At 49.4% G+C, this 19,554-nt stretch carries 17 protein-coding genes; 2 read left to right on the top strand and 15 right to left on the bottom strand.

The window, feature by feature from the left end; translation table 11 throughout:
- Positions 1-90 precede the first annotated feature (90 nt).
- The 11 genes from miaA to FYJ73_RS01310 all read right to left on the bottom strand — a co-directional run bounded on the left by miaA (position 91) and on the right by FYJ73_RS01310 (position 11,537).
- Positions 91-1,005, bottom strand: coding sequence for a tRNA (adenosine(37)-N6)-dimethylallyltransferase MiaA (gene miaA / locus FYJ73_RS01360; RefSeq protein WP_154532869.1), 915 nt, complete (start codon positions 1,003-1,005; stop codon positions 91-93).
- Positions 1,006-1,113: 108 nt separating this feature from the next.
- Positions 1,114-1,884, bottom strand: a complete 771-nt coding sequence (lpxA, locus tag FYJ73_RS01355) for an acyl-ACP--UDP-N-acetylglucosamine O-acyltransferase (protein WP_154532867.1) — start codon at positions 1,882-1,884, stop codon at positions 1,114-1,116.
- 36 nt (positions 1,885-1,920) lie between these two features.
- Positions 1,921-3,312, bottom strand: a complete 1,392-nt coding sequence (locus tag FYJ73_RS01350) for a bifunctional UDP-3-O-[3-hydroxymyristoyl] N-acetylglucosamine deacetylase/3-hydroxyacyl-ACP dehydratase (RefSeq protein WP_154532865.1) — start codon at positions 3,310-3,312, stop codon at positions 1,921-1,923.
- Between the two features lie 79 nt (positions 3,313-3,391).
- Entirely contained in the window at positions 3,392-4,432 is a 1,041-nt protein-coding gene (lpxD, locus tag FYJ73_RS01345; protein ID WP_154532863.1) for a UDP-3-O-(3-hydroxymyristoyl)glucosamine N-acyltransferase, read from the bottom strand.
- A gap of 171 nt (positions 4,433-4,603) precedes the next feature.
- Positions 4,604-5,428 (bottom strand): orotidine-5'-phosphate decarboxylase, encoded by an 825-nt coding sequence (gene pyrF, locus FYJ73_RS01340; RefSeq protein WP_154532861.1) that lies wholly within the window; start codon positions 5,426-5,428, stop codon positions 4,604-4,606.
- 112 nt (positions 5,429-5,540) lie between these two features.
- Positions 5,541-6,653: a peptide chain release factor 1 gene (gene prfA, locus FYJ73_RS01335; RefSeq protein WP_154532859.1), complete on the bottom strand. Its 1,113-nt coding sequence runs from the start codon at positions 6,651-6,653 to the stop codon at positions 5,541-5,543.
- Between the two features lie 56 nt (positions 6,654-6,709).
- Complete coding sequence (locus tag FYJ73_RS01330; protein WP_154532857.1) at positions 6,710-7,873, bottom strand: AIR synthase-related protein; 1,164 nt, start codon at positions 7,871-7,873, stop codon at positions 6,710-6,712.
- Positions 7,874-7,942: 69 nt separating this feature from the next.
- Positions 7,943-8,689 (bottom strand): shikimate dehydrogenase family protein, encoded by a 747-nt coding sequence (locus FYJ73_RS01325; protein WP_154532855.1) that lies wholly within the window; start codon positions 8,687-8,689, stop codon positions 7,943-7,945.
- Between the two features lie 33 nt (positions 8,690-8,722).
- Complete coding sequence (ubiE, locus tag FYJ73_RS01320) at positions 8,723-9,457, bottom strand: bifunctional demethylmenaquinone methyltransferase/2-methoxy-6-polyprenyl-1,4-benzoquinol methylase UbiE (RefSeq protein WP_154532853.1); 735 nt, start codon at positions 9,455-9,457, stop codon at positions 8,723-8,725.
- An 18-nt stretch (positions 9,458-9,475) separates the two neighbouring features.
- Positions 9,476-10,426 carry a phosphoribosylaminoimidazolesuccinocarboxamide synthase gene (locus tag FYJ73_RS01315; RefSeq protein ID WP_154532851.1) on the bottom strand — a complete coding sequence of 317 codons (951 nt, stop codon included), beginning with the start codon at positions 10,424-10,426 and terminating at the stop codon, positions 9,476-9,478.
- 61 nt (positions 10,427-10,487) lie between these two features.
- A complete protein-coding gene (locus FYJ73_RS01310; protein WP_154532849.1) occupies positions 10,488-11,537 on the bottom strand; it encodes a PhoH family protein in 1,050 nt (349 codons plus the stop codon).
- Positions 11,538-11,691: 154 nt separating this feature from the next.
- Between FYJ73_RS01310 and FYJ73_RS01305 the strand changes: the two genes are divergently transcribed.
- Positions 11,692-12,591, top strand: a complete 900-nt coding sequence (locus FYJ73_RS01305; RefSeq protein WP_154532847.1) for a DUF5715 family protein — start codon at positions 11,692-11,694, stop codon at positions 12,589-12,591.
- A 14-nt stretch (positions 12,592-12,605) separates the two neighbouring features.
- On the opposite strand, the gene nspC is transcribed toward FYJ73_RS01305, so the two are convergent.
- Positions 12,606-13,787, bottom strand: a complete 1,182-nt coding sequence (gene nspC, locus FYJ73_RS01300) for a carboxynorspermidine decarboxylase (protein WP_154532845.1) — start codon at positions 13,785-13,787, stop codon at positions 12,606-12,608.
- 128 nt (positions 13,788-13,915) lie between these two features.
- Here nspC and FYJ73_RS01295 point away from each other — a divergent pair, with 128 nt between their 5' ends.
- Positions 13,916-14,854 (top strand): ribose-phosphate pyrophosphokinase, encoded by a 939-nt coding sequence (locus tag FYJ73_RS01295; RefSeq protein WP_154532843.1) that lies wholly within the window; start codon positions 13,916-13,918, stop codon positions 14,852-14,854.
- A 235-nt stretch (positions 14,855-15,089) separates the two neighbouring features.
- Here FYJ73_RS01295 and FYJ73_RS01290 read toward each other — a convergent pair whose 3' ends face one another.
- The 3 genes from FYJ73_RS01290 to FYJ73_RS01280 are packed head-to-tail and all read right to left on the bottom strand — an operon-like array spanning position 15,090 to position 19,553.
- Positions 15,090-17,066 carry a fructose-1,6-bisphosphatase gene (locus FYJ73_RS01290; protein ID WP_235899171.1) on the bottom strand — a complete coding sequence of 659 codons (1,977 nt, stop codon included), beginning with the start codon at positions 17,064-17,066 and terminating at the stop codon, positions 15,090-15,092.
- 52 nt (positions 17,067-17,118) lie between these two features.
- Positions 17,119-18,225, bottom strand: coding sequence for a glycosyltransferase family protein (locus tag FYJ73_RS01285; RefSeq protein ID WP_154532839.1), 1,107 nt, complete (start codon positions 18,223-18,225; stop codon positions 17,119-17,121).
- 17 nt (positions 18,226-18,242) lie between these two features.
- Complete coding sequence (locus tag FYJ73_RS01280; RefSeq protein WP_206081661.1) at positions 18,243-19,553, bottom strand: glycosyltransferase family protein; 1,311 nt, start codon at positions 19,551-19,553, stop codon at positions 18,243-18,245.
- Between the last annotated feature and the right edge of the window lies 1 nt (position 19,554).

The raw sequence follows: 19,554 nt of genomic DNA, 5'->3' as shown, positions 1-19,554 counted from the left end.
ACCTTGTCGTTGACGGCATGAACGCGCATCTCTGTGTGTGATTATATGGGGTGGCTCTGTTGTTTACAAAAGTAATAAAATAATAGTTGATTATGACACGGAATCTATATATTTTAAGATATCTTCAATATTGTCGGGAGAGAACCATTGGATAGCATCATCTTTCTTGAACCATGTGAGTTGCTTGCGCATATACTGTCGTGTGTTGGACTGTATCTGTCGGATGGCTTCTTCTTTGGGGATGCGGCCGTCGAAGTAGGCAAACAACTCCTTATAGCCCACGGTGTTGAGCGAGTTGAGATGACGAAGGGGAAACACTGTTCTGGCTTCCTGCTCAAGGCCTTTGTCGATCATCTTCAGTACTCGGGCGTTGATGCGCTCGTAGAGTTCCTCGCGTGGGCGGTTGAGCCCTATCTTGACGATGTTGAAAGGCCGTTGCTTCTTCTGATGGGTGCGGAATGAGGTGTAGGTCTTGCCGGTAGCGAGGCAGATCTCTAAAGCGTGGACGACGCGGCGGGGATTGTTGCGGTCGACGATAGCCCAGTGCACGGGATCGAGTTGACGGAGCTGTTCGACAAGGGCGGGAAGACCTTCGTCGGCCAACCGGCGCTTGAGGTTCTCGCGGATATCTTCGGGCACAGTCGGGATGTCGTCAATGCCATTGCAAACGGCATCGATATACATCATGCTGCCCCCGGAGAGCAAAAGCCTGTCGTGCGCACAGCCGCCTTCCTCACCACTGAACAAGCGGGTGATGAGCTTCATGGCATCCTGCTCGTACATCGAGGCGCTGTAGTAGTCCTGAAGGCTGTGGTTGCCCACGAAATAATGGCGGACGCTCTGCTGCTGCTCTGCTGTAGGGGCGGCGGTGCCGATAGGAATCTCTTTGAAGATCTGCCGGGAGTCGGCATTGATGATGGGGGAATGGAGATATCGGGCTATGGAAAGGCATAGCTCAGTCTTGCCAACACCTGTTGGGCCAAGGACGACGAAGAGTGTTTTCATAAAAAGGAAAATGAGTTAGGGGCAAAGCTGCTCCTAACTCTTAGAGAATGACAATAGTTTCTTGACTTCATCGTTGTATGTGTTCATCTCTTCGGGCGAAAGGTCTCATCATCTGATGATGCCACGCTTGGAAGACTCGACAAAGTCGCAGATATATTGGATTTCGGGTGTCATCTGCAGTTCGCTCTTGATCTTCTTGATGCCATCTTTGAGGATGCCCTCGGAATAGAGCAGACGATAGGCGTTGTGGATGAGCTCAATCAGATCGTTGCTGAAACCATGACGGCGCAGCCCTACAAGGTTGACACCGCAGTAGCGGGTAGGCTCTTTGCCAGCTATAATATAAGGAGGAATATCCTGGCTGAAACGGCAACCGCCCTGGATCATCACGTAGCCGCCGATGTGGCAGAACTGATGACAGAGGATCTCGGCACTGATCACAGCGAAGTCGTCGCAGGTGACCTCACCGGCAAACTTGGTGGAATTGCCGATGATCAGTCCGTTGCCAAAGAAACAGTCATGGGCGATGTGCATGTTTTCCATCAGCAGGTTGTTGTTGCCCACGCGTGTAGTGCCTTTTGAGGCTGTGCCACGGGAGATGGTCACGTTTTCGCGAATGCTGTTGTTATCGCCGATCTCGCAGATGGTCTCCTCGCCCTTGAACTTGAGATCTTGTGGCTTGGTGGATATGCTGGCACCTGGGAAGAACTCGTTGTTATTGCCGATGCGGGCACCGTAGTTGATCGTGACGCTGTTTTGCATCACGTTGTTGTCACCCAGTACTGTATTTTTGTCGATGTAGCAGAAGGGGCCGATGACGTTGTTGTCGCCTAACTTGGCCTCGGGATGCACAAATGCTAAAGGACTAATCTGATTCATTTTGTGTAAATGTGGTCTTGAGATTAATATAGGGGCTTATTTGTTCTTGACGATCTGAGCCGTGAATGTCGCTTCGGACACGACATGATCACCGACGAACATATATCCTTTCATGGAACTGATGCCATGGCGCACCGGACCGAGCAGCTCTACGCGGAAGAGCAGCGTATCGCCCGGCACAACCTTATGACGGAACTTCACGTCATCGATCTTGAGGAAATAGGTCGACCATTTCTCGGGTTCGTCGAGCTGGCTGAGCACGAGCAGTCCACCGCACTGTGCCATGGCCTCGATCTGCAGCACGCCGGGCATGACGGGCTCATCGGGGAAGTGACCTTGGAAGAAAGGTTCGTTGGCAGTGACGTTTTTCACGCCGACGATGCTTGTTGCTCCCATGGCTACAATCTTATCGACGAGTTGCATGGGATAACGGTGGGGGAGTAGCTGACGGATATGAATGTTGTCGATCAGCGGCTCCTCATTGGGATCGTAGATAGGAGCCTGCACCTCATGCTTTCTGATTTCCTTACGCATCAGACGCGCGAACTTGTTGTTGATGGTGTGGCCGGGGCGTGTGGCAATGATGCGTCCCTTGATGGGCTTGCCGATCAAGGCCATGTCACCAATGATGTCAAGGAGTTTATGGCGCGTGCATTCGTTGTCCCACATGAGTGGCTTGTGCTGGATATAACCGATCTTGGCGGCGTCGATATGCGGCACCTTCAGCAGGTCGGCAAGTTTGTCGAGCTGAGCCTGCTCTTCGGGTTTCTCGTAGATGACGATGGCATTGTCGAGGTCGCCGCCTTTGATGAGGTTGGCGTTGAGCAATGGCACGATGTCACGTACGAAGACGAAAGTACGGGCTGGTGCTATCTCTTCGGCATAGTTCTCCATCTTGTCGAGTGTGGCAAACTGGCTGGAAATAAATTTCGAAGGGAAGGAGCACATGGCCGTGATGGAGAAATCTGTATCCGGGAGAATGGTGATGCATGAGCCGCTCTCTTCGTCCTTGATTTCTATCTTCTTGCGGATGATATAATAGTCCTTCGGTGCGCTCTGCTCTACGATGCCCACCTTTTGGATTTGCTCGACATACATGGCAGCCGAACCGTCGAGAATGGGGAATTCGGGACCATTGACCTGTATGAGGCAGTTGTCAATGCCCATTGCATAAAGGGCAGACATGCCGTGCTCAACAGTAGAGACACGTACGTCTCCCTGCTGCAGAACGGTGCCACGCTCTGTATTACCGACGTTTTCGGCAATTGCTTCGATAGTGGGCTGTCCTTCCAGGTCGATGCGTTGGATTTTATAGCCGGTGTTTTCCGGTGCGGGATTGAACGTCACAGTGAGATTCAGACCTGTGTGCAGTCCCTTACCAAAGAGAGAGAAACTGCCACCAAGCGTTTTTTGCTTTTCTGTATCCATCTTTATTGTGTTGCTTAACGATCAAGCGTGTAAAGCTCTGTTGAGGTTATTTTACTTGTTATTATGTAAGTCTGCTGTTTTATGACTTCTTCTTCAGTTCTTCCACTTCTTTCTGCAATGCGTTCAGCTGCTTGTAGATTTCCGGAAGTCTTTGGAACAGCGCCTGACTCTTGAAATAGGCGAACTGAGGCATTGGTGGAGTGCCAATCAGGGTCTGGTTGGATTTGAGGGAAGATGGAGCACCAGATTGGGCACCCAGCAGCACTTTGTCGCCGATGGTGATATGTCCGGAGACACCGACTTGTCCGCCAAACATGCACCATTGTCCTACTTTGGTGGAGCCAGCCACACCGACCTGTGCTGACATCACGGTGTTCTCTCCAATGTCGGTATTGTGGGCGATCTGCACAAGGTTGTCGAGCTTCACGCCTTTTCTGACGAAGGTAGATCCCATCGTTGATCTGTCGATGCAAGTATTGGCACCGATTTCTACATTATCCTCAATGGTGACGATGCCGATCTGAGGAATCTTGTCGTACTGACCAGTCTGAGCGTTGGGAGCGAAGCCGAAGCCATCGGCACCGATGACACTGCCGGAATGGATCGTGACATTGTTGCCAAGCTTGCAGTCGTGATAGATGCTCACCTGAGGATAGATCAGGCAGTTGTCGCCAAGAGTGGCATTGTCCATGATGGTCACATTGGGATAGATCTGTGAGCCGTCGCCGATGGTTACGCCGTCTGCGATATAAGCAAAGGCACCCACATAGACATCCTTTCCGATTTTGGCCTTAGGAGATACGAAGGCCAGGGGATCGATGCCATGCTTCTTGGGCTTGGCTGCCTCGTAGAGCTGTAATAACCGGGCTACACAGTCGCGTGCGTTGTCTACGCGAATGAGCGTGGGGGCTACCGGACGGTCGATGCTTATCTGTGAGTCTACCAAAACAATGGTGGACTTGGTATCATATAAATAGTGGATATACTTGGGATTGGCTAAAAAGGAAATAGAGCCTGCCGTGCCCTCCTCTATCTTGGAAAAGGTGTGCACGCTGGCGTTCTCGTCTCCTTCAATAGTGCCCTGTACAAACTGAGCTATTTGCTTTGCGGTAAATTCCATCTTCTAATAGGATTGAAACATTTCTGCAAATATAATAAATTATTCTCGAATCTTTGAAGATAGGCTGAGTTTTTGTGCTTTTTAGATAAAAAAAAGCGCACTAATTGCACATTAGTACGCTTTTTGTGAAATAAAAATGAGGCTCTGCTTGAACGAGCAATGCGTTTTTACTTATCCGATTTTAGACAGTTCCACCTCCATTTGCTGTTGCAAATCTTTGGCTTTCTCTGCCGAGGCCTGGGCGAAGTTTTCGTCATGTCCGGCATAGATGATGCCACGGCTGGAGTTGACCAGGAGTCCACAGTCTTTGATGATGCCATATTTGCAAACATCCTGAAGTGAACCACCCTGTGCGCCAACGCCTGGAACAAGAAGGAAATGGTTGGGAGCTACTTTGCGGATGTCCTGGAACATCTGTCCTTGTGTGGCTCCGACGACGTACATCATGTTGTCCTCATTGCCCCACTGCTGTGATTTCTTCAGCACTTTCTCGAACAGGCGTTCGCCCTCCTTGTCCTCTGTGAGCTGGAAGTCGTGGCTGCCCTTGTTGCTTGTCAATGCGAGCAATACCACCCACTTGCCTTTGTACTCAAGGAAAGGAGTAACGCTGTCCTCACCCATATAGGGAGCTACTGTGAGGGCATCGACATTGTATTCTTCAAAAAAGGTGCGCGCATACATGGCTGAGGTGTTGCCGATGTCGCCGCGTTTGGCATCAGCGATGATGAAATGATCGGGATAGAACTTCTGGAGATACTCTACTGTACGCTCGAAAGAAGTCATGCCCTTGACACCCAGACATTCGTAGAATGCCAGATTGGGCTTGTAGGCAACGCAGTAGGGTGCTGTGGCGTCGATGATCTGCTTGTTGAAGAAGAAAATTGGATCTTCTTCTTGCTGGACGCATTCCGGCATCTTGCGGATGTCGGGATCCAAGCCTACACAGAGAAATGTTTTCTTTTGGAATATCTGTTCGACTAATTGCTTACGGTTCATGGTCTGTCGTTTATGAACAATTATCTGTTTACTTTTTACTAATTATCAGATTGCTGTTGCCAGTGATCGATTAGCTATATACCTTGTCAGCTTGCTGACCGCTCTATGCAGCCTATAACTCGTTCTCCTTCAGTTTTTCTGCATTTTCGGCCACGGTGAGATGGTCGATCATGTCTTGGATGTTGCCGCCGAGAAATCCTTGCAGGTCATGGATGGTGTAACCGATACGATGATCAGTGACACGCCCCTGTGGAAAGTTGTATGTACGGATCTTGGCACTGCGGTCACCAGTAGATACCAAAGAACGGCGGCGGCTGGAGATGTCGTCGACGTATTTCTGGTGCTCGTGATCATATATATATGTATAGAGACGGCTCAATGCTCGTTCCTTATTCTTTGGCTGGTCACGCGTCTCGGTACACTCGATGAGAATTTCTTCTACCTCACCCGTGTTGGGGTTCTTCCAAGGATAGCGCAGACGGACACCGGAACTCACCTTGTTGACGTTCTGACCGCCGGCACCACTGGAGCGGAAAGTATCCCACTTGATGTCTCCTTCGTTGATGTGGACTTCAAATTTTTCGGCTTCCGGGAGAACGGCGACTGTGGCGGCAGAAGTGTGCATACGCCCCTGAGTCTCTGTTGCGGGGACACGTTGCACGCGATGCACACCACTCTCATATTTCAATGTGCCATAGACATTGTCGCCACTCACGGCGAAGTCTATCTCCTTGTATCCGCCAACGGCTCCTTCCGAGACACTTGTCACGCTGACGGTCCAGCCTTTCGACTCACAGTATTTTTTGTACATGTTGAAGAGATCGCCGGCAAAGAGGGCTGCCTCGTCGCCACCGGCTCCCGCGCGGATCTCCATCTGCACGTTCTTAGCGTCTTCCGGGTCCTTGGGCACGAGGGCAATCTTGATGTCCTCTTCCAGCTTCGGCTTGAGGGCCTCGTTCTCCGAGAGCTCTTCGTGGGCCATTTCCTTCATGTCGGGATCTTTCTCGTTGGCCAGTATGTCTTTGGCTTCCTTGATGGCATTGAGACAGTCGATGTATCTCTTGCGTGCCTTCATGATGTCGTCGAGATCCTTATACTCCTTGGTGAGTTTTACATAACGTTGTTGATCGGCTATGACGGCGGGGTCGGTGATAAGCGTGCTGACTTCCTCATAGCGAGCCTCTAAACCGTCGAGCTTCTCCAATATGCTGTTGTTTTCTGGCATAAATCGTCTTATAGTTTAATATTCATACGCTTGTTTGTTAAAAGCAAGCGTTGGATTTAATATTCAAACGTTCCGAATTCTGACTTGATGGTCAGTGAGCGCTTGCCTTCTTCGATGTGTCCGATGACCTGGGCATCGATGTTGAAGCTGTTGCTTACGGCGATGACCTGATCCGCAACTTCCGGACGGACGTAGATCTCCATGCGATGTCCCATATTGAAGACCTGATACATCTCTTTCCAGTCTGTGCCGGAGCAGTCGTGAATGGTCTTGAAGAGTGGGGGAACGGGGAACATGTTGTCCTTTACCACTTTGCAGTTTTCGCCTACGAAGTGCAGTACTTTGGTCTGAGCGCCACCGGTGCAGTGCACCATACCGTGAATCTCGGGGCGTAGCTCATCCAGGAGCTTCTTGATGACCGGAGCGTATGTGCGGGTAGGAGAGAGAACCATCTGACCGGCATTGACGGGCACACCTTCAATCTTGTCGGTGAGGTGGTATTTCCCGCTATACACCAGTTCGTCGGGTACGGCATGGTCATAACTTTCGGGATATTTCTCAGCCAGATACTTTGCGAAGACATCGTGGCGTGCACTTGTCAGTCCATTGCTGCCCATGCCGCCATTGTATTGGTGCTCATAGGTAGCCTGACCGGTGGAGCTAAGTCCTACGATGACATCGCCGGGGCGAATGTTGGCATTGTTGATGACATCCTTGCGTTTCATTCGGCACGTGACGGTAGAGTCGACGATGATGGTACGTACCAAGTCACCGACATCTGCAGTTTCACCACCCGTGGGCCAGATGCCGATACCCATGCCGCGCAGTTCAGCAAGCAGTTCGTCGGTGCCATTGATAATAGCACTGATAACTTCACCTGGGATCAACATTTTGTTGCGACCAATAGTGCTTGACACGAGGATGTTGTCAACAGCTCCCACACAGAGCAAGTCATCGGTGTTCATGACGATAGCGTCTTGCGCAATTCCCTTCCAAACGCTCAGATCACCCGTCTCCTTCCAATAGAGATAGGCCAAAGAAGACTTTGTGCCGGCGCCGTCAGCATGCATGATATTGCAGTATTCCGGATCGCCACCGAGGATGTCGGGGATGATCTTGCAGAAAGCCTGGGGGAAGATACCCTTGTCGATGTTCTTGATAGCGTTGTGCACATCTTCCTTGGCGGCACTGACGCCTCGCATCATGTATCGATTATTCATTTTTTCAATCGTAAGTCTTGAATGATAATAATATAATATGGTATGATAGAATCTGCGGAATGTGGAGTCTTACCTTTCGTCATTCCAGAACTGCCAGCTGGCAAAAGCCTGGAGCAGGAGCATCTCCAGTCCGTTCTTCACTACAGCGCCATGCTCTTTGCCTTTCTTCATAAACAGCGTCTCATCGGGATTGTAGATGAGATCATAGAGAAGCGTATGGCTGTCCATGGCATCGTAGGGGAGGTTGGGGCATTCGTCGGCGTGGGGATACATGCCGCAGGGTGTGCAGTTGACAATCACGTTATACTCCTTGATGGTGTCTGCTGTGATGTGGCTGTACTCAATGGTCCCCGGCTTTTCGTATCGGCTAACCTTCATCGTTTGCAACCCCAGCGACTTCAGACCGAAGTCAATGGCTTTCGATGCACCGCCGGTACCGAGGATGAGCGCTTTCTTATGGAAATGCTCTAATAGCGGTTCTATACTCTGGGTGAAGCCGATGACATCGCTGTTGAAGCCCTTAAGAATCGTTTTCTTGTTCTTATGGGTGACTTTGATGACATTGACAGCGCCGATCTCACGCGCTTCGGGAGAGAGAGAGTCGAGATAGCTGATGACCTTCTCTTTGTAGGGAATCGTGACATTGAGTCCTCTCAATTCAGGATTGGAGTCAAGGATCTCCGGTAGTTCCTCGATCGTGGGGATCTCAAAGTTTTCGTACGTAGCGTCAATGTTCTCGTTTTGGAACTTCTCATTGAAATAGCTGATAGAGAAGGAGTGTCCAAGAGGGTAGCCTATCAGTCCGTATTTGTCCATTGTGCAGCTGGTGTTACTTGTTTGACGTGATGGTTATTTTTCAGCGAAATACAGAGTGCATATTCCGAAGGTCAGTCGCCGGAAGGAGACCTTGGAGAAGCCTGCCTTTTGCAGGATGCCCATCATCTGCTCTCCTTGGGGGAAAGCTTCGATGGTGGCTGTGAGATAGCTGTATGCGCTCTTGTCTTTAGAGATGATGCTGCCATAGACCGGCAGGAAGGTGTGGGAATAGAGTTTGAAGCACTGCTTCATGGGGAAGTGCACAGGCTCGGTAAGCTCCGCAATGCTCAGATGACCACCTTTTTTCAATACCCGGCACATCTCGCGCAGTCCCTGATCCAGATCCTGAAAGTTTCTGATGCCAAAAGCCGCTGTGACGGCATCGAAAGTGTTGTCGGGGAATGACAGATGCATGCAGTCTTCCTTTTGGAAAGAGATGATGCTGTCCAGTCCTGCCGCTTTCACTTTCTGTCGTCCTACGTTCATCATCCCTTCCGAGATGTCGGCTCCGATCAACTTCTGTGGATGAAGCATTCGGGCTGAGAGTATGGCAAAATCGCCGGTGCCTGTTGCCACGTCAAGGACAGAACAAGGGTGGTAAGGCGCAAGGGCCTTGATAGCCTTGCGTCTCCATCCTTTGTCGATATTCCATGACAGCCGGTGGTTGAGGGTGTCGTAGTTGTCGGCGATGTTGTCAAACATCTCCTCTACGAGCTGCCCCTTGTCACCTGTGCCATTGTAGGGCTTGATGCGCTCTTGTTTGTACATTCCTGATGTGTTGAGCTTTTACTTACGTGTTGCGAGATAGTTCTTCACATTGCGCTCGATGCGTGCAGCAATGTCGCCTTCCTCAGCAGCCTTGTCGAATTTCTCACCCGTGATGTGCTCGTAGAGTTCGATGTATCTCTCAGACACACTCTCTGCATACTCGTCGGTGATCTCCGGCATGGTCTGTCCGGGCTGGTTCATGAAGTTGTGCTCGATGAGCCACTGTCTTACAAACTCCTTGGAGAGCTGACGCTGGGGCTCACCCTTTGCCAGACGCTCCTCGTAGCCGTCGGCGTAGAAGTAGCGGCTGGAATCCGGTGTGTGGATCTCGTCGATGAGATAGAGCTTGCCGTCGCGCTTGCCAAATTCGTATTTGGTGTCGACGAGGATCAGACCGTGTTTGGCTGCAATCTCCTGTCCGCGCTGGAAGAGCTTGCGTGTCCAGTCCTCGATGACAGCATAGTCCTCGGCAGACACAATACCCTGCTTGATGATCTCCTCGCGAGAGATGTTCAGGTCATGACCTTCATCGGCTTTGGTGGTAGGAGTGATGATGGGCTCGGGGAAGCGCTCGTTTTCATGCATACCTTCCGGCAATTTCACGCCACAGAGTTCACGGCATCCGTCTTTGTAAGCGCGCCAAGCAGAACCGGTAAGGATAGAGCGGATGATCATCTCCACACGGAAGCCCTCGCATTTCAGTCCTACGGTGACCATTGGGTCGGGTGTTGCCAGTTTCCAGTTCGGGCAGATGTCGGCTGTCTGGTCAAGGAACTTCGATGCGATTTGGTTCAGCACTTGGCCCTTGAAAGGAATGCCTTTGGGCAAGACGACGTCGAAAGCCGAGATGCGGTCTGTAGCGACCATTACGATGAGGTCATCGTTGATGTTGTAAACGTCGCGTACCTTGCCATGGTAAACGCTTTTCTGTCCTTCGAAATGAAAATCGGTATGAGTTAAAGCTTTCATAATAGTATGAATATAAAAAAGTTTTTTATGAAATGTCTTCTATTTAGTTGGGAGGTGAAAATCAGTTTTCAGTGAAATTACCGGTGCCGATGATGGTCAGTTCTTGTTCGTCATCGTTGTTTTCAAGTGAGTCTCTTCTCTGTTTTTCAACTCGTTTTCGGTGTTCTTCCTCTTGATGCTTGTCGTAAGCTTCATAGGCGTTGACGATGCGGGTGACGAGTTGGTGGCGGACAATATCTTTTTTTGTGAGCTCTATGACAGAAATGCCTTCCACGCCTTTTAGTATTTTCAGAGCTTCTTTCAGTCCACTCCTGCATTCTTTTGGCAGGTCGATTTGAGTCATATCACCCGTTATGATCATCTTGGTGTTCCATCCCATGCGTGTAAGAAACATCCTGATTTGTGCGGTCGTAGTGTTTTGAGCCTCATCGAGAATGACAACGGCGTCGCTGAGCGTGCGGCCGCGCATAAAGGCGAGCGGTGCTATCTGTATGATATGCTTTTCCATCAAGTCACTGAGTCTTGTAGCGGGCAGCATATCCTGCAAGGCATCGTAGAGCGGCTGCAGATAAGGATCAATTTTGTCTTTCATATCACCGGGGAGAAATCCCAGTTTTTCACCGGCTTCCACGGCCGGTCGGCTGAGGATGATGCGTTTGACGGCTTTCTCTTTCAGTGCTTTCACAGCAAGGGCAATGCTCAGATAGGTCTTGCCCGTTCCGGCTGGTCCTACGGCGAATATCATATCACTCTTATTAAAAGCATCAATGAGCTGTTGCTGGTTTTCAGATCTGCTCTTGATAGGGCGCCCCGAAATGCTGTATACGAGAACGTCCTTTACGGCATCGGCCTTAGTCTGTCGTCCTTTGATGATGTCGAGAATATCCTCGTCTGTAATGGAGTTATACTTCACCACATGTTTTCTCATCTTCTCGATATCTTCTTCAAATCGGGCCATGTCTTCCTCGTCTCCAAGCACGCGCACGACATTATCCCGCGCAACGATACGCAACTTGGGGAAGAGAGCCTTCAGCATTTGCAGATGTGCGTTGTTGACTCCGTAAAATACGACGGGGTCGATATCCTCGAGTACGATATGTTTTTCTATCAATGTATATCTATTAAGTACGTAATATATTACCCTGCAAAATTACAATAAAATACCGAGAAAAGACAGATTAAAGGCAAAAATATGTTTTAGAGTCGCATGATTTCTTCTTGTTTGTTTTGATATTCTTCTGATTTGTGTTATTTTTGCATGTGAAATGAGAATTACAAAGAAAAGATACCTGCAGAGTTTCTTGATTGTTACGGTGGTCTTAGCCATCGTGCGTCTGCTGTTTCCTTCCATCGCCAACAACCGAACGGCACAGACTGCTGTGCGTCAGAGAGAAGCAGCGGATAGTGTAGGTATGCGCTCAGATACAGCGCATGCCGGTCAGGCTATTGCTGTTGCACAAGCGGGTGAAGCAGGAAATGATACAGACAAAGTAGTGTTGGAAGGAACCTATTTGAGCAAGTTGGCTCCGTCACCATTGCCTTCTTTGCGTTATTCGGCAGGTGTCTCGCCGTTCTTCAAGTCTGATGGTTCGTTGCGCCACACACCTATTTATAGTGTCCCCGGCTATCAGCGTACCTTCGAGGATCAGCAGGACGTACAACTCGTGTCAGCCAGTAAGTGGGGAATCCAGCCTGTGCAGAACCGTGACGAAGCTGCCAGACGTAAATCCGGTCTGGTGTTTGTGGGGAGCAATCCCTATGTCTATATTGACAAACTACATAGCAGCATTCCCTATTTGGTTCCCCGTGCGTCCATTCTTTTACAAGATATAGGCCGCAGCTATTTCGACAGCCTGACGATGAAGGGCATTCCCTTGCATAAGATTATTGTCACCAGTGTGCTTCGGTCCAAGGATGATGTGGAGCGTCTTCGTGGTCATAATGGCAATGCCACGCAAAATAGTTGTCATCTCTATGGCACGACTTTCGACGTCTGCTATAACCGCTATAAAACTGTAGAACCGCCCGGAGAGCAACGGCGTGTCGTGCGCAATGATACGCTGAAATACATTTTAGCCGAAGTGCTTCGTGATATGCGTGAGGAAAAGCGCTGTTATGTCAAATACGAGGTGAATCAAGGGTGCTTCCACATCACTGTGAGATAGTGATGTGGAAAGGATTAATCCATTCTGTTCATGTAGTCTTCGTATGAGAATTTGCGGAGCATCTCAAGTTCTCCATCGGGGTGTGCCAGCATGAGAGAGGGATGGGAGATACCGTTGAACATTGTTGTCTTCACGGTAGTATAGTGGATCATGTCCTCAAAGATAATATTCTCGCCAACCTGTAACTCATGGTCAAACTTCCAATAGCCCATGAAGTCACCGCTAAGACAGGAGTCTCCTCCAAGGCGATAGATGTGTGGAGCCTTTTCTGCCGGGTAAAGACCGTCGGCATCGGTACCAATACTTTCTGCGAAACGCACTTGTGGCTGATAAGGCATTTCCAAGCAGTCGGGCATGTGGCAAGTGAAACTGACGTTGAGAATTGCTGTGCGTATGCCATGATTCTCAACAATGTCGACCACTTGACTTACCAAAGGTCCCGTCTGCCATAGGAAAGCACTGCCTGGCTCCAATATCAGTTTTAAGTGTGGGTGGCGTTTGTGGAAGCCATTCAGGATGTTGATCAGCAACTCTGTGTCGTAGTCTTTGCGAGTCATCAGATGTCCGCCGCCAAAGTTGATCCATTTGAGTTGTGGAAACCATTTGCCGAACTTTTCTTCGATATGAGCGAGCGTGCGCTGGAAAACGTCGGCTCCACTCTCGCAATGGCAGTGGCAATGGAATCCTTCTATATCTTTTGGTAGCTCTTCCGGTAATTGGTCGGCAGTGACACCAAAGCGAGATCCTGGTGCACAAGGGTTGTAGAGCAACGTCTCTACTTCACTATATTCCGGATTAACGCGTAGGCCGAGGCTGATCTCCGGATTGGCATTTTTTGCCTTGGCGGCGAAACTTTGATGTTGGCTCAGAGAGTTGAAGATAAGATGACTGGAATAATGTGCAATCTCAGAGATGTTGTCATCGGTATATCCGGGACAGAATGTATGAACACGACTGCCAAACTTTTCGTAACCAAGTCTTGCTTCGTAGAGTGAGCTGGCGGTTGTAGCGGGGATGTATTCCCGGAAAATAGAGAAAGTCTTCCAAAGGGCAAACGCCTTGAAAGCAAGGATAATCGTTGTGTCAGAACGGCGGGCTACACTGCTGATAAGTTTGAGATTCTTACGCAAGCGTAGCTCTTCGAGCACGTAGGCCGGGTAATGGAGTTGGCTAAAAGTCTGCAAATCTACCTTCATATATCAATTTTTTAATGCAAAGATACGTTTTATTTTCCAATATTATTGTGAGTGTGACAGAAAATTCCTACATTTGCATCATCAAAGGCAATGACCATTACACTTTTGTTATATAAACGCTAAACAAGATGAGTGAAAAAAACTCTTTTTTGGTTTTCTCGGGAACAAAGACGAGATACCTTGCAGAAAAGATTTGTGCCAGCTTGGGTTGCCCGTTGGGCAATTTAGTCATCACGCGCTTCTCTGACGGTGAGTTTGCTGTCAGTTATGAGGAATCGATCCGTGGCCGTGATGTTTTCTTGGTGCAGAGCACCTTTCCGAATTCTGACAACCTTATGGAATTGTTGTTGATGATCGACGCTGCCAAGCGTGCATCCGCACGTCACATTATTGCAGTGGTTCCATATTTTGGTTGGGCACGCCAGGATCGCAAGGACAAGCCACGTGTAAGCATTGGTGCCAAGCTTGTCGCCGACTTGCTGAGTGTGGCGGGCATTGACCGTCTGATCACGATGGATCTGCACGCTGATCAGATCCAGGGCTTCTTCAATGTGCCTGTAGATCACCTCTATGCTTCTGGTGTGTTACTGCCCTATCTGCAAAGCTTGCGTCTGAAGGATCTTGTGATTGCATCGCCCGATGTAGGTGGTTCTAAGCGTGCCAACACATTTGCCAAGTATCTGGGTTGCCCATTGGTGCTGTGCAATAAGACAAGAGCACGTGCCAATGTGGTAGAAAGCATGCAGATCATCGGTGACGTGAAGGGTAAGAATGTGGTGCTTGTCGACGATATGGTAGACACTGCCGGCACCATTACTAAGGCTGCCGATTTGATGATGGAGCATGGTGCACTGAGTGTGAGAGCCTGTGCCTCGCATTGCGTCATGAGTGGTCCGGCCAGTGAGCGTGTCGAGAACTCTGCGCTTGAAGAGATTGTTTTCACAGATTCGATCCCTTATACGCAGCGTTGCCATAAGGTAAAGCAGCTCAGCGTGGCTGATATGTTTGCCGAGACGATCCGTCGTGTGGTGAATAACGAGAGCATCTCTTCTCAGTATCTGGTATAAACAGGGCGATTATCATCGTCAAAGATCATAAAAAGCTCCCGTCAGGATTGGCGGGAGCTTTTTTGTGCTTTTACTTAGAAGGCGGAAGCGTCACGATATAGGGAGCGCCACGATATATCGTGACGAACAGAACTGCAAGACGGGGATGGCTGCAAGACACAAGATAGGGGTGTTCCTGCAAGACGAGTGTCTGCAAGATAGGAATGGTCGGGTACTGTCTTGCGGTGCTCTGTGGCTATAGTTTTGGCGTGATAATGCCATGACGGTAAGCATAGAGAAGCTCCATGAGATCATCGATTTGTTTGCGCAGTTCTACACCCTTGTCCGTGTCGGCTACCAACATACGGTGGGCAGACATCTCAACAATCTGTGTAGTGGACTTGATGTCGGTACCGCGTAAGATCGCGTCCTCGGTGCTTGTGAATGGCTCGTGCTGTACGAGCTGAAAACCACGACTGTGATAGACGAGCGTGTATCCTGCAATGCCGGTCTGCTTATGATAGGCTTGTGCGAATCCACCGTCGATGACCATCAGCTTGCCTCCTGCTTTAATAGGATTCTCTCCGGCACCCACTTTCACGGGGACGTGGCCGTTGATGATATGTCGGTTAGGCCCAGTGACGCCAAAAGCGTCCATGATATGCTCGCAAATCTTCTCGTCGTCACGCAGTTTGAAGTAGTTGCCCTTATGCTCAACATGTGTTTCCTTGTCTTCGATGAAATAGCGCTCGAAGGTAGCCATCTTAGACTTGTCGAAGAGAGGGCTGTCCGGACCGCACCAGAGATAGAAGAAATAATCAATGGCATAGTCGCGCTCCACCGGGTTGGTGTCGCTTTGGTAAGCGGAGCGTACCAGATGCCCGACGGTCTCCATCAGATTTTTTCCTGCCACAGGTTGACCTTGATAGACTTCTACTTTTTTCAGGCTGCCATCTTCTTCGAGAGGTATGGATGCATGATAAAGCAGGTTGTTGTTGCATACCAAGTACATACAGCCATGGTCGAGCAGCATGTCGATATGTTTGTGGAGCTTCTCACTGACCATGAAGCTATGATGCAGTCTTTGCAGCAGTTCGTGCTCCTCATCTGTGAGAACGCAAGGATTGGCAGGATCGATGGTTGGAAAATGGCAACTACGCAGCGAGTAGATCTTCCCTTCAAGCATGATCGTGCCATGTTCATAATCGATGAAATTGAAAAGCTCGCGATCTTGCATCTTCCATTCTGGGTGTTTCTCATAGAGTTGCGCTTCCAGTTTAAACTGCATTACAGCGATTGCCTTATGCATTTGGGCCGTGAGCCGTATGGACTTCTCATTGAGGTTCTCGGCATCACCCGAGAGGATGGGGCGGAACTCTGTGCAGGGATCATCGGCGTAAGCGTCCATGGCAAAGGTGGCCAATGGTACCATATTAATACCATAGCCTTCCTCGAGTGTAGCGAGATTGGCGTATCGTAGTGATATGCGTATGACGCTACAGATGCAGGCATCATTGCCGGCGGCTGCTCCCATCCACAGCATGTCGTGATTGCCCCACGTGATATCCCAGTGATGATAGTTCTGAAGCAAGTCCAAGATTTTATGCGCTCCTGGACCGCGGTCATAGATGTCTCCGAGAATATGCAACTGGTCGATGGCGAGTCGCTGGATGACGTTTGCGATGGCAATGATAAAGGCATCAGCCCGTCCCGTGTTGATGATCGTATCAATGATGACGTTGACGTATGCGGTCTTGTCAGAATCCTCCGTGCGTTCATGGAGCAGTTCCTGAATGATATAAGAGAAGTCTTTGGGCAACGATTTGCGCACCTTGCTGCGTGTGTATTTGCTGGAGACATCACGGCAGACGGCTACGAGATGGTGGATTGTGATATGATACCAGTCGTCGAGGTCTTTTTCCGAAGCCTTGACGAGTTCCAGTTTCTGTTCGGGGTAATAAATGAGTGTGCAGAGTTCTCGCTTCTCTGTCTCACGCAACGTTGTACCAAAGAGTTCGCCAACTTTGCGTTTGATATTACCGGATGCGTTTTTTAGAACGTGTTGGAATGCCTCGTATTCTCCATGAAGATCAGCCAGGAAATGCTCAGTACCTTTTGGCAGATTGAGGATAGCTTGGAGATTGATGATCTCTGTACTGGCGTCGGCCACCGAGGGGAAGGACTGTGCCAGCAATTGCAGGTATCGTACGTCGAGTTTCTTATTGTCGTTCATAATCATTGGAAGATTTGTGTAAAAAAGAAAGTTTTATGGAATGTTTAGGTTGTTAATGCCTCATGTTGATAGCATAGCCATCGGGGAGACGAAGTGTCTTTTGCAGTTTTTTTGTTACTTTTTGTGTAAAGTCGGCAAGCCCCATCGCTTTCAAAATGTCTGCCACCCGATCTTCGTCCATCGGTGTGAAACGAAGTGTCATATAGACGTTGGCCAAATGCCGCAGAGGCACACGGCCGTTTTCACTCTCATGATGCAGGTTGATCAATTCAATGACCAGTTTGCGTTCTCCCACTTCATTCTTGTCAACATTTTCGCTGAGTTTGCTACGGACAAGGATAGAGTGGGGGATCAGCGTGTCGGAAGGCAGGTCATCTTCTGGGTATTTCCATGGAAGAGGATATCTGTCAATATCGTGCACGTTGAGTTCCGGCTTGCTGATATTGAGTCTTTCCAGTCCCAGACTGAGATAGTCGTCGACATGCTCGTCGGTAGCGTAGATGAGTATCATGCGCCATTGCTCATTGGTGAGCTTGGCCCATTGTTGGCAGAGCTTATTGCATTGTTCGTGGTCACGGAGCATGAAGTCATCGATGCCTATCTGTATTGTGCCGCAAAGCAGAGCATAGATTTCCTCCGTGATCGAGAAACGCACATTAGAGTCGATGACTTTACGATAGAGTCTTTGGGTAGCTTGTGCCACTGACTCAAATGTCACCATACTGGTGAGAATAGGATTTTTGATCAATACCTTACGGGCATTGAGATGAAGCTGTTGAAAGGAATGCTCCTCGAGTTTTCCACATACTTGCACTGCACTGGCCTTGGCAATGACTTTTTTCCATCTCAGCCAGTCATAGGAATGCCGATGTTGGGCATAGACCCAAGGCTGCAGGTCGCCCAAGGGTGTGATGACCACAGGGATGTGCAGACTGTATGCTTTGTGTAGGAGGTGGAGGACAGAGCGGTGCCAAAGGGTGAAGACATGTATGACATCGTAATCGTCCAGGACGGCCAGGGTCGAGCGGTCGAGTGAATGAAGGCAGGTCACCTCATAGTCTTGGGTCAGCAAGGTCTGTAGCTTTGAGACATAAGCCTGTCCCAATGCATAGCTTGCTGATCCTGAGGGGAGAAAGATGAGGAGATTCTGCTTTTCCATAGATGGATGTTCAATATTTATTGTTTGTGTGTGGTGAAGTCATAGGGGCTGGCAAACAGATAGCGCACGGCAGTGGCTAACCTTCTCCAAACCACGGTCAGTTCCAATGGTAACACGCTCCACAGTGTGATGGGTTCTCGTAAACGGCTAAAAGCCCTGTGGGCTCCACACAGACGGAGTATAATGGTGAGGATGAAAGCTAAGACAGCTGCACCCAGCATCACCCATTTCTGCGTCAGTGTTCCCCATAAAGCAATACCCAAGATGGCCCAGACATTCAGATGAAGCAGGATCTGATCTGTGATAAACAACATGCGGTGGGGCAGGCTACGGCTAAGATGGCGGCGGGTAGCTAAATAAAAAAGACGGTTGCTGCGCCAAGCGCGTTTGGTAGGTTTGTCGTCGGTCATTATCGCCTTTGGATGGGTAACGACTTGCGTCATACCCTTTTCAGCATATTTGTTGACCAGACATTCATATTCTCCTCTGACCAAGCTCAATGATCCTTCAAAACCATCATTCTGCATGAACTCATCCTTCTGTATAGCAACCGTATGGCTCAACGTACGGTAAGCTGTACCTTTGACGTCTTCACGGAGAAGATAGCAAGCTGCCTGCAGACGGTCGAATCGCCATGCGGTCGGTGTCTCTGGCTCGAAGTGACCATAGCCGATAACCATTTTTGTGTCAGCCATCGTGCAGGCTTTACCGATATGTTGCAGCCATTGACGACTCGACGGCGTAGAATCAGTTTCGATAAACACCACCCACTGTGTCTGTGCAGCCTTCACGCCTAAGGTCATGGCCAATCGTTTTCGGCTCATGTACCGTGAGGAGTTAGGGATATAGGTGACGTAGAGCGACACATGTGGATAAGCCGCGGGATCTGTTTCCATGCTGTGTTTGAAACGCTTCAAAACGTCCAGCGTGTCGTGTGCACCATATTCTGTGACCACGATGACTTGGTATCCGGCAGGATAATCCTGTTGGAGTATGTCTGGAAGGTGGCGTTCCAGTTTCTCTGCTTCTTCGTGAGGCGAGAGGATCACTGTCAGTTTAGGGAGAGAAGGTTGTTTTGTATCATTGGCGTTTACAGGTTCGTCAATCTTTTCTTCCTGGTTCTCCGTAGACTCAAGGGGTTCTTCGTCTCCTGAAGCAGTGTTTGTTTCAGAGTTTGTGTTGTAGCTATCCTTTTCCGGTTCCTCTTCCTCATCGTGTGAGGGCAGGAAACGGAAAAATGGATTCATGAGAGAAGACAGAACAGCCAAAATGATGACAGCTGCTCCGCAGACAATCGTTGTTGTATCAAAAAATAAAGCAATGTTCATT

Source organism: Hallella mizrahii (assembly GCF_009695775.1).
In the GTDB taxonomy this organism is placed as follows: Bacteria; Bacteroidota; Bacteroidia; order Bacteroidales; family Bacteroidaceae; genus Prevotella; species Prevotella mizrahii.
The sequence above is the reverse complement of the archived record's forward strand: the minus strand, read 5'-3'. Positions and strand labels throughout refer to the sequence as shown.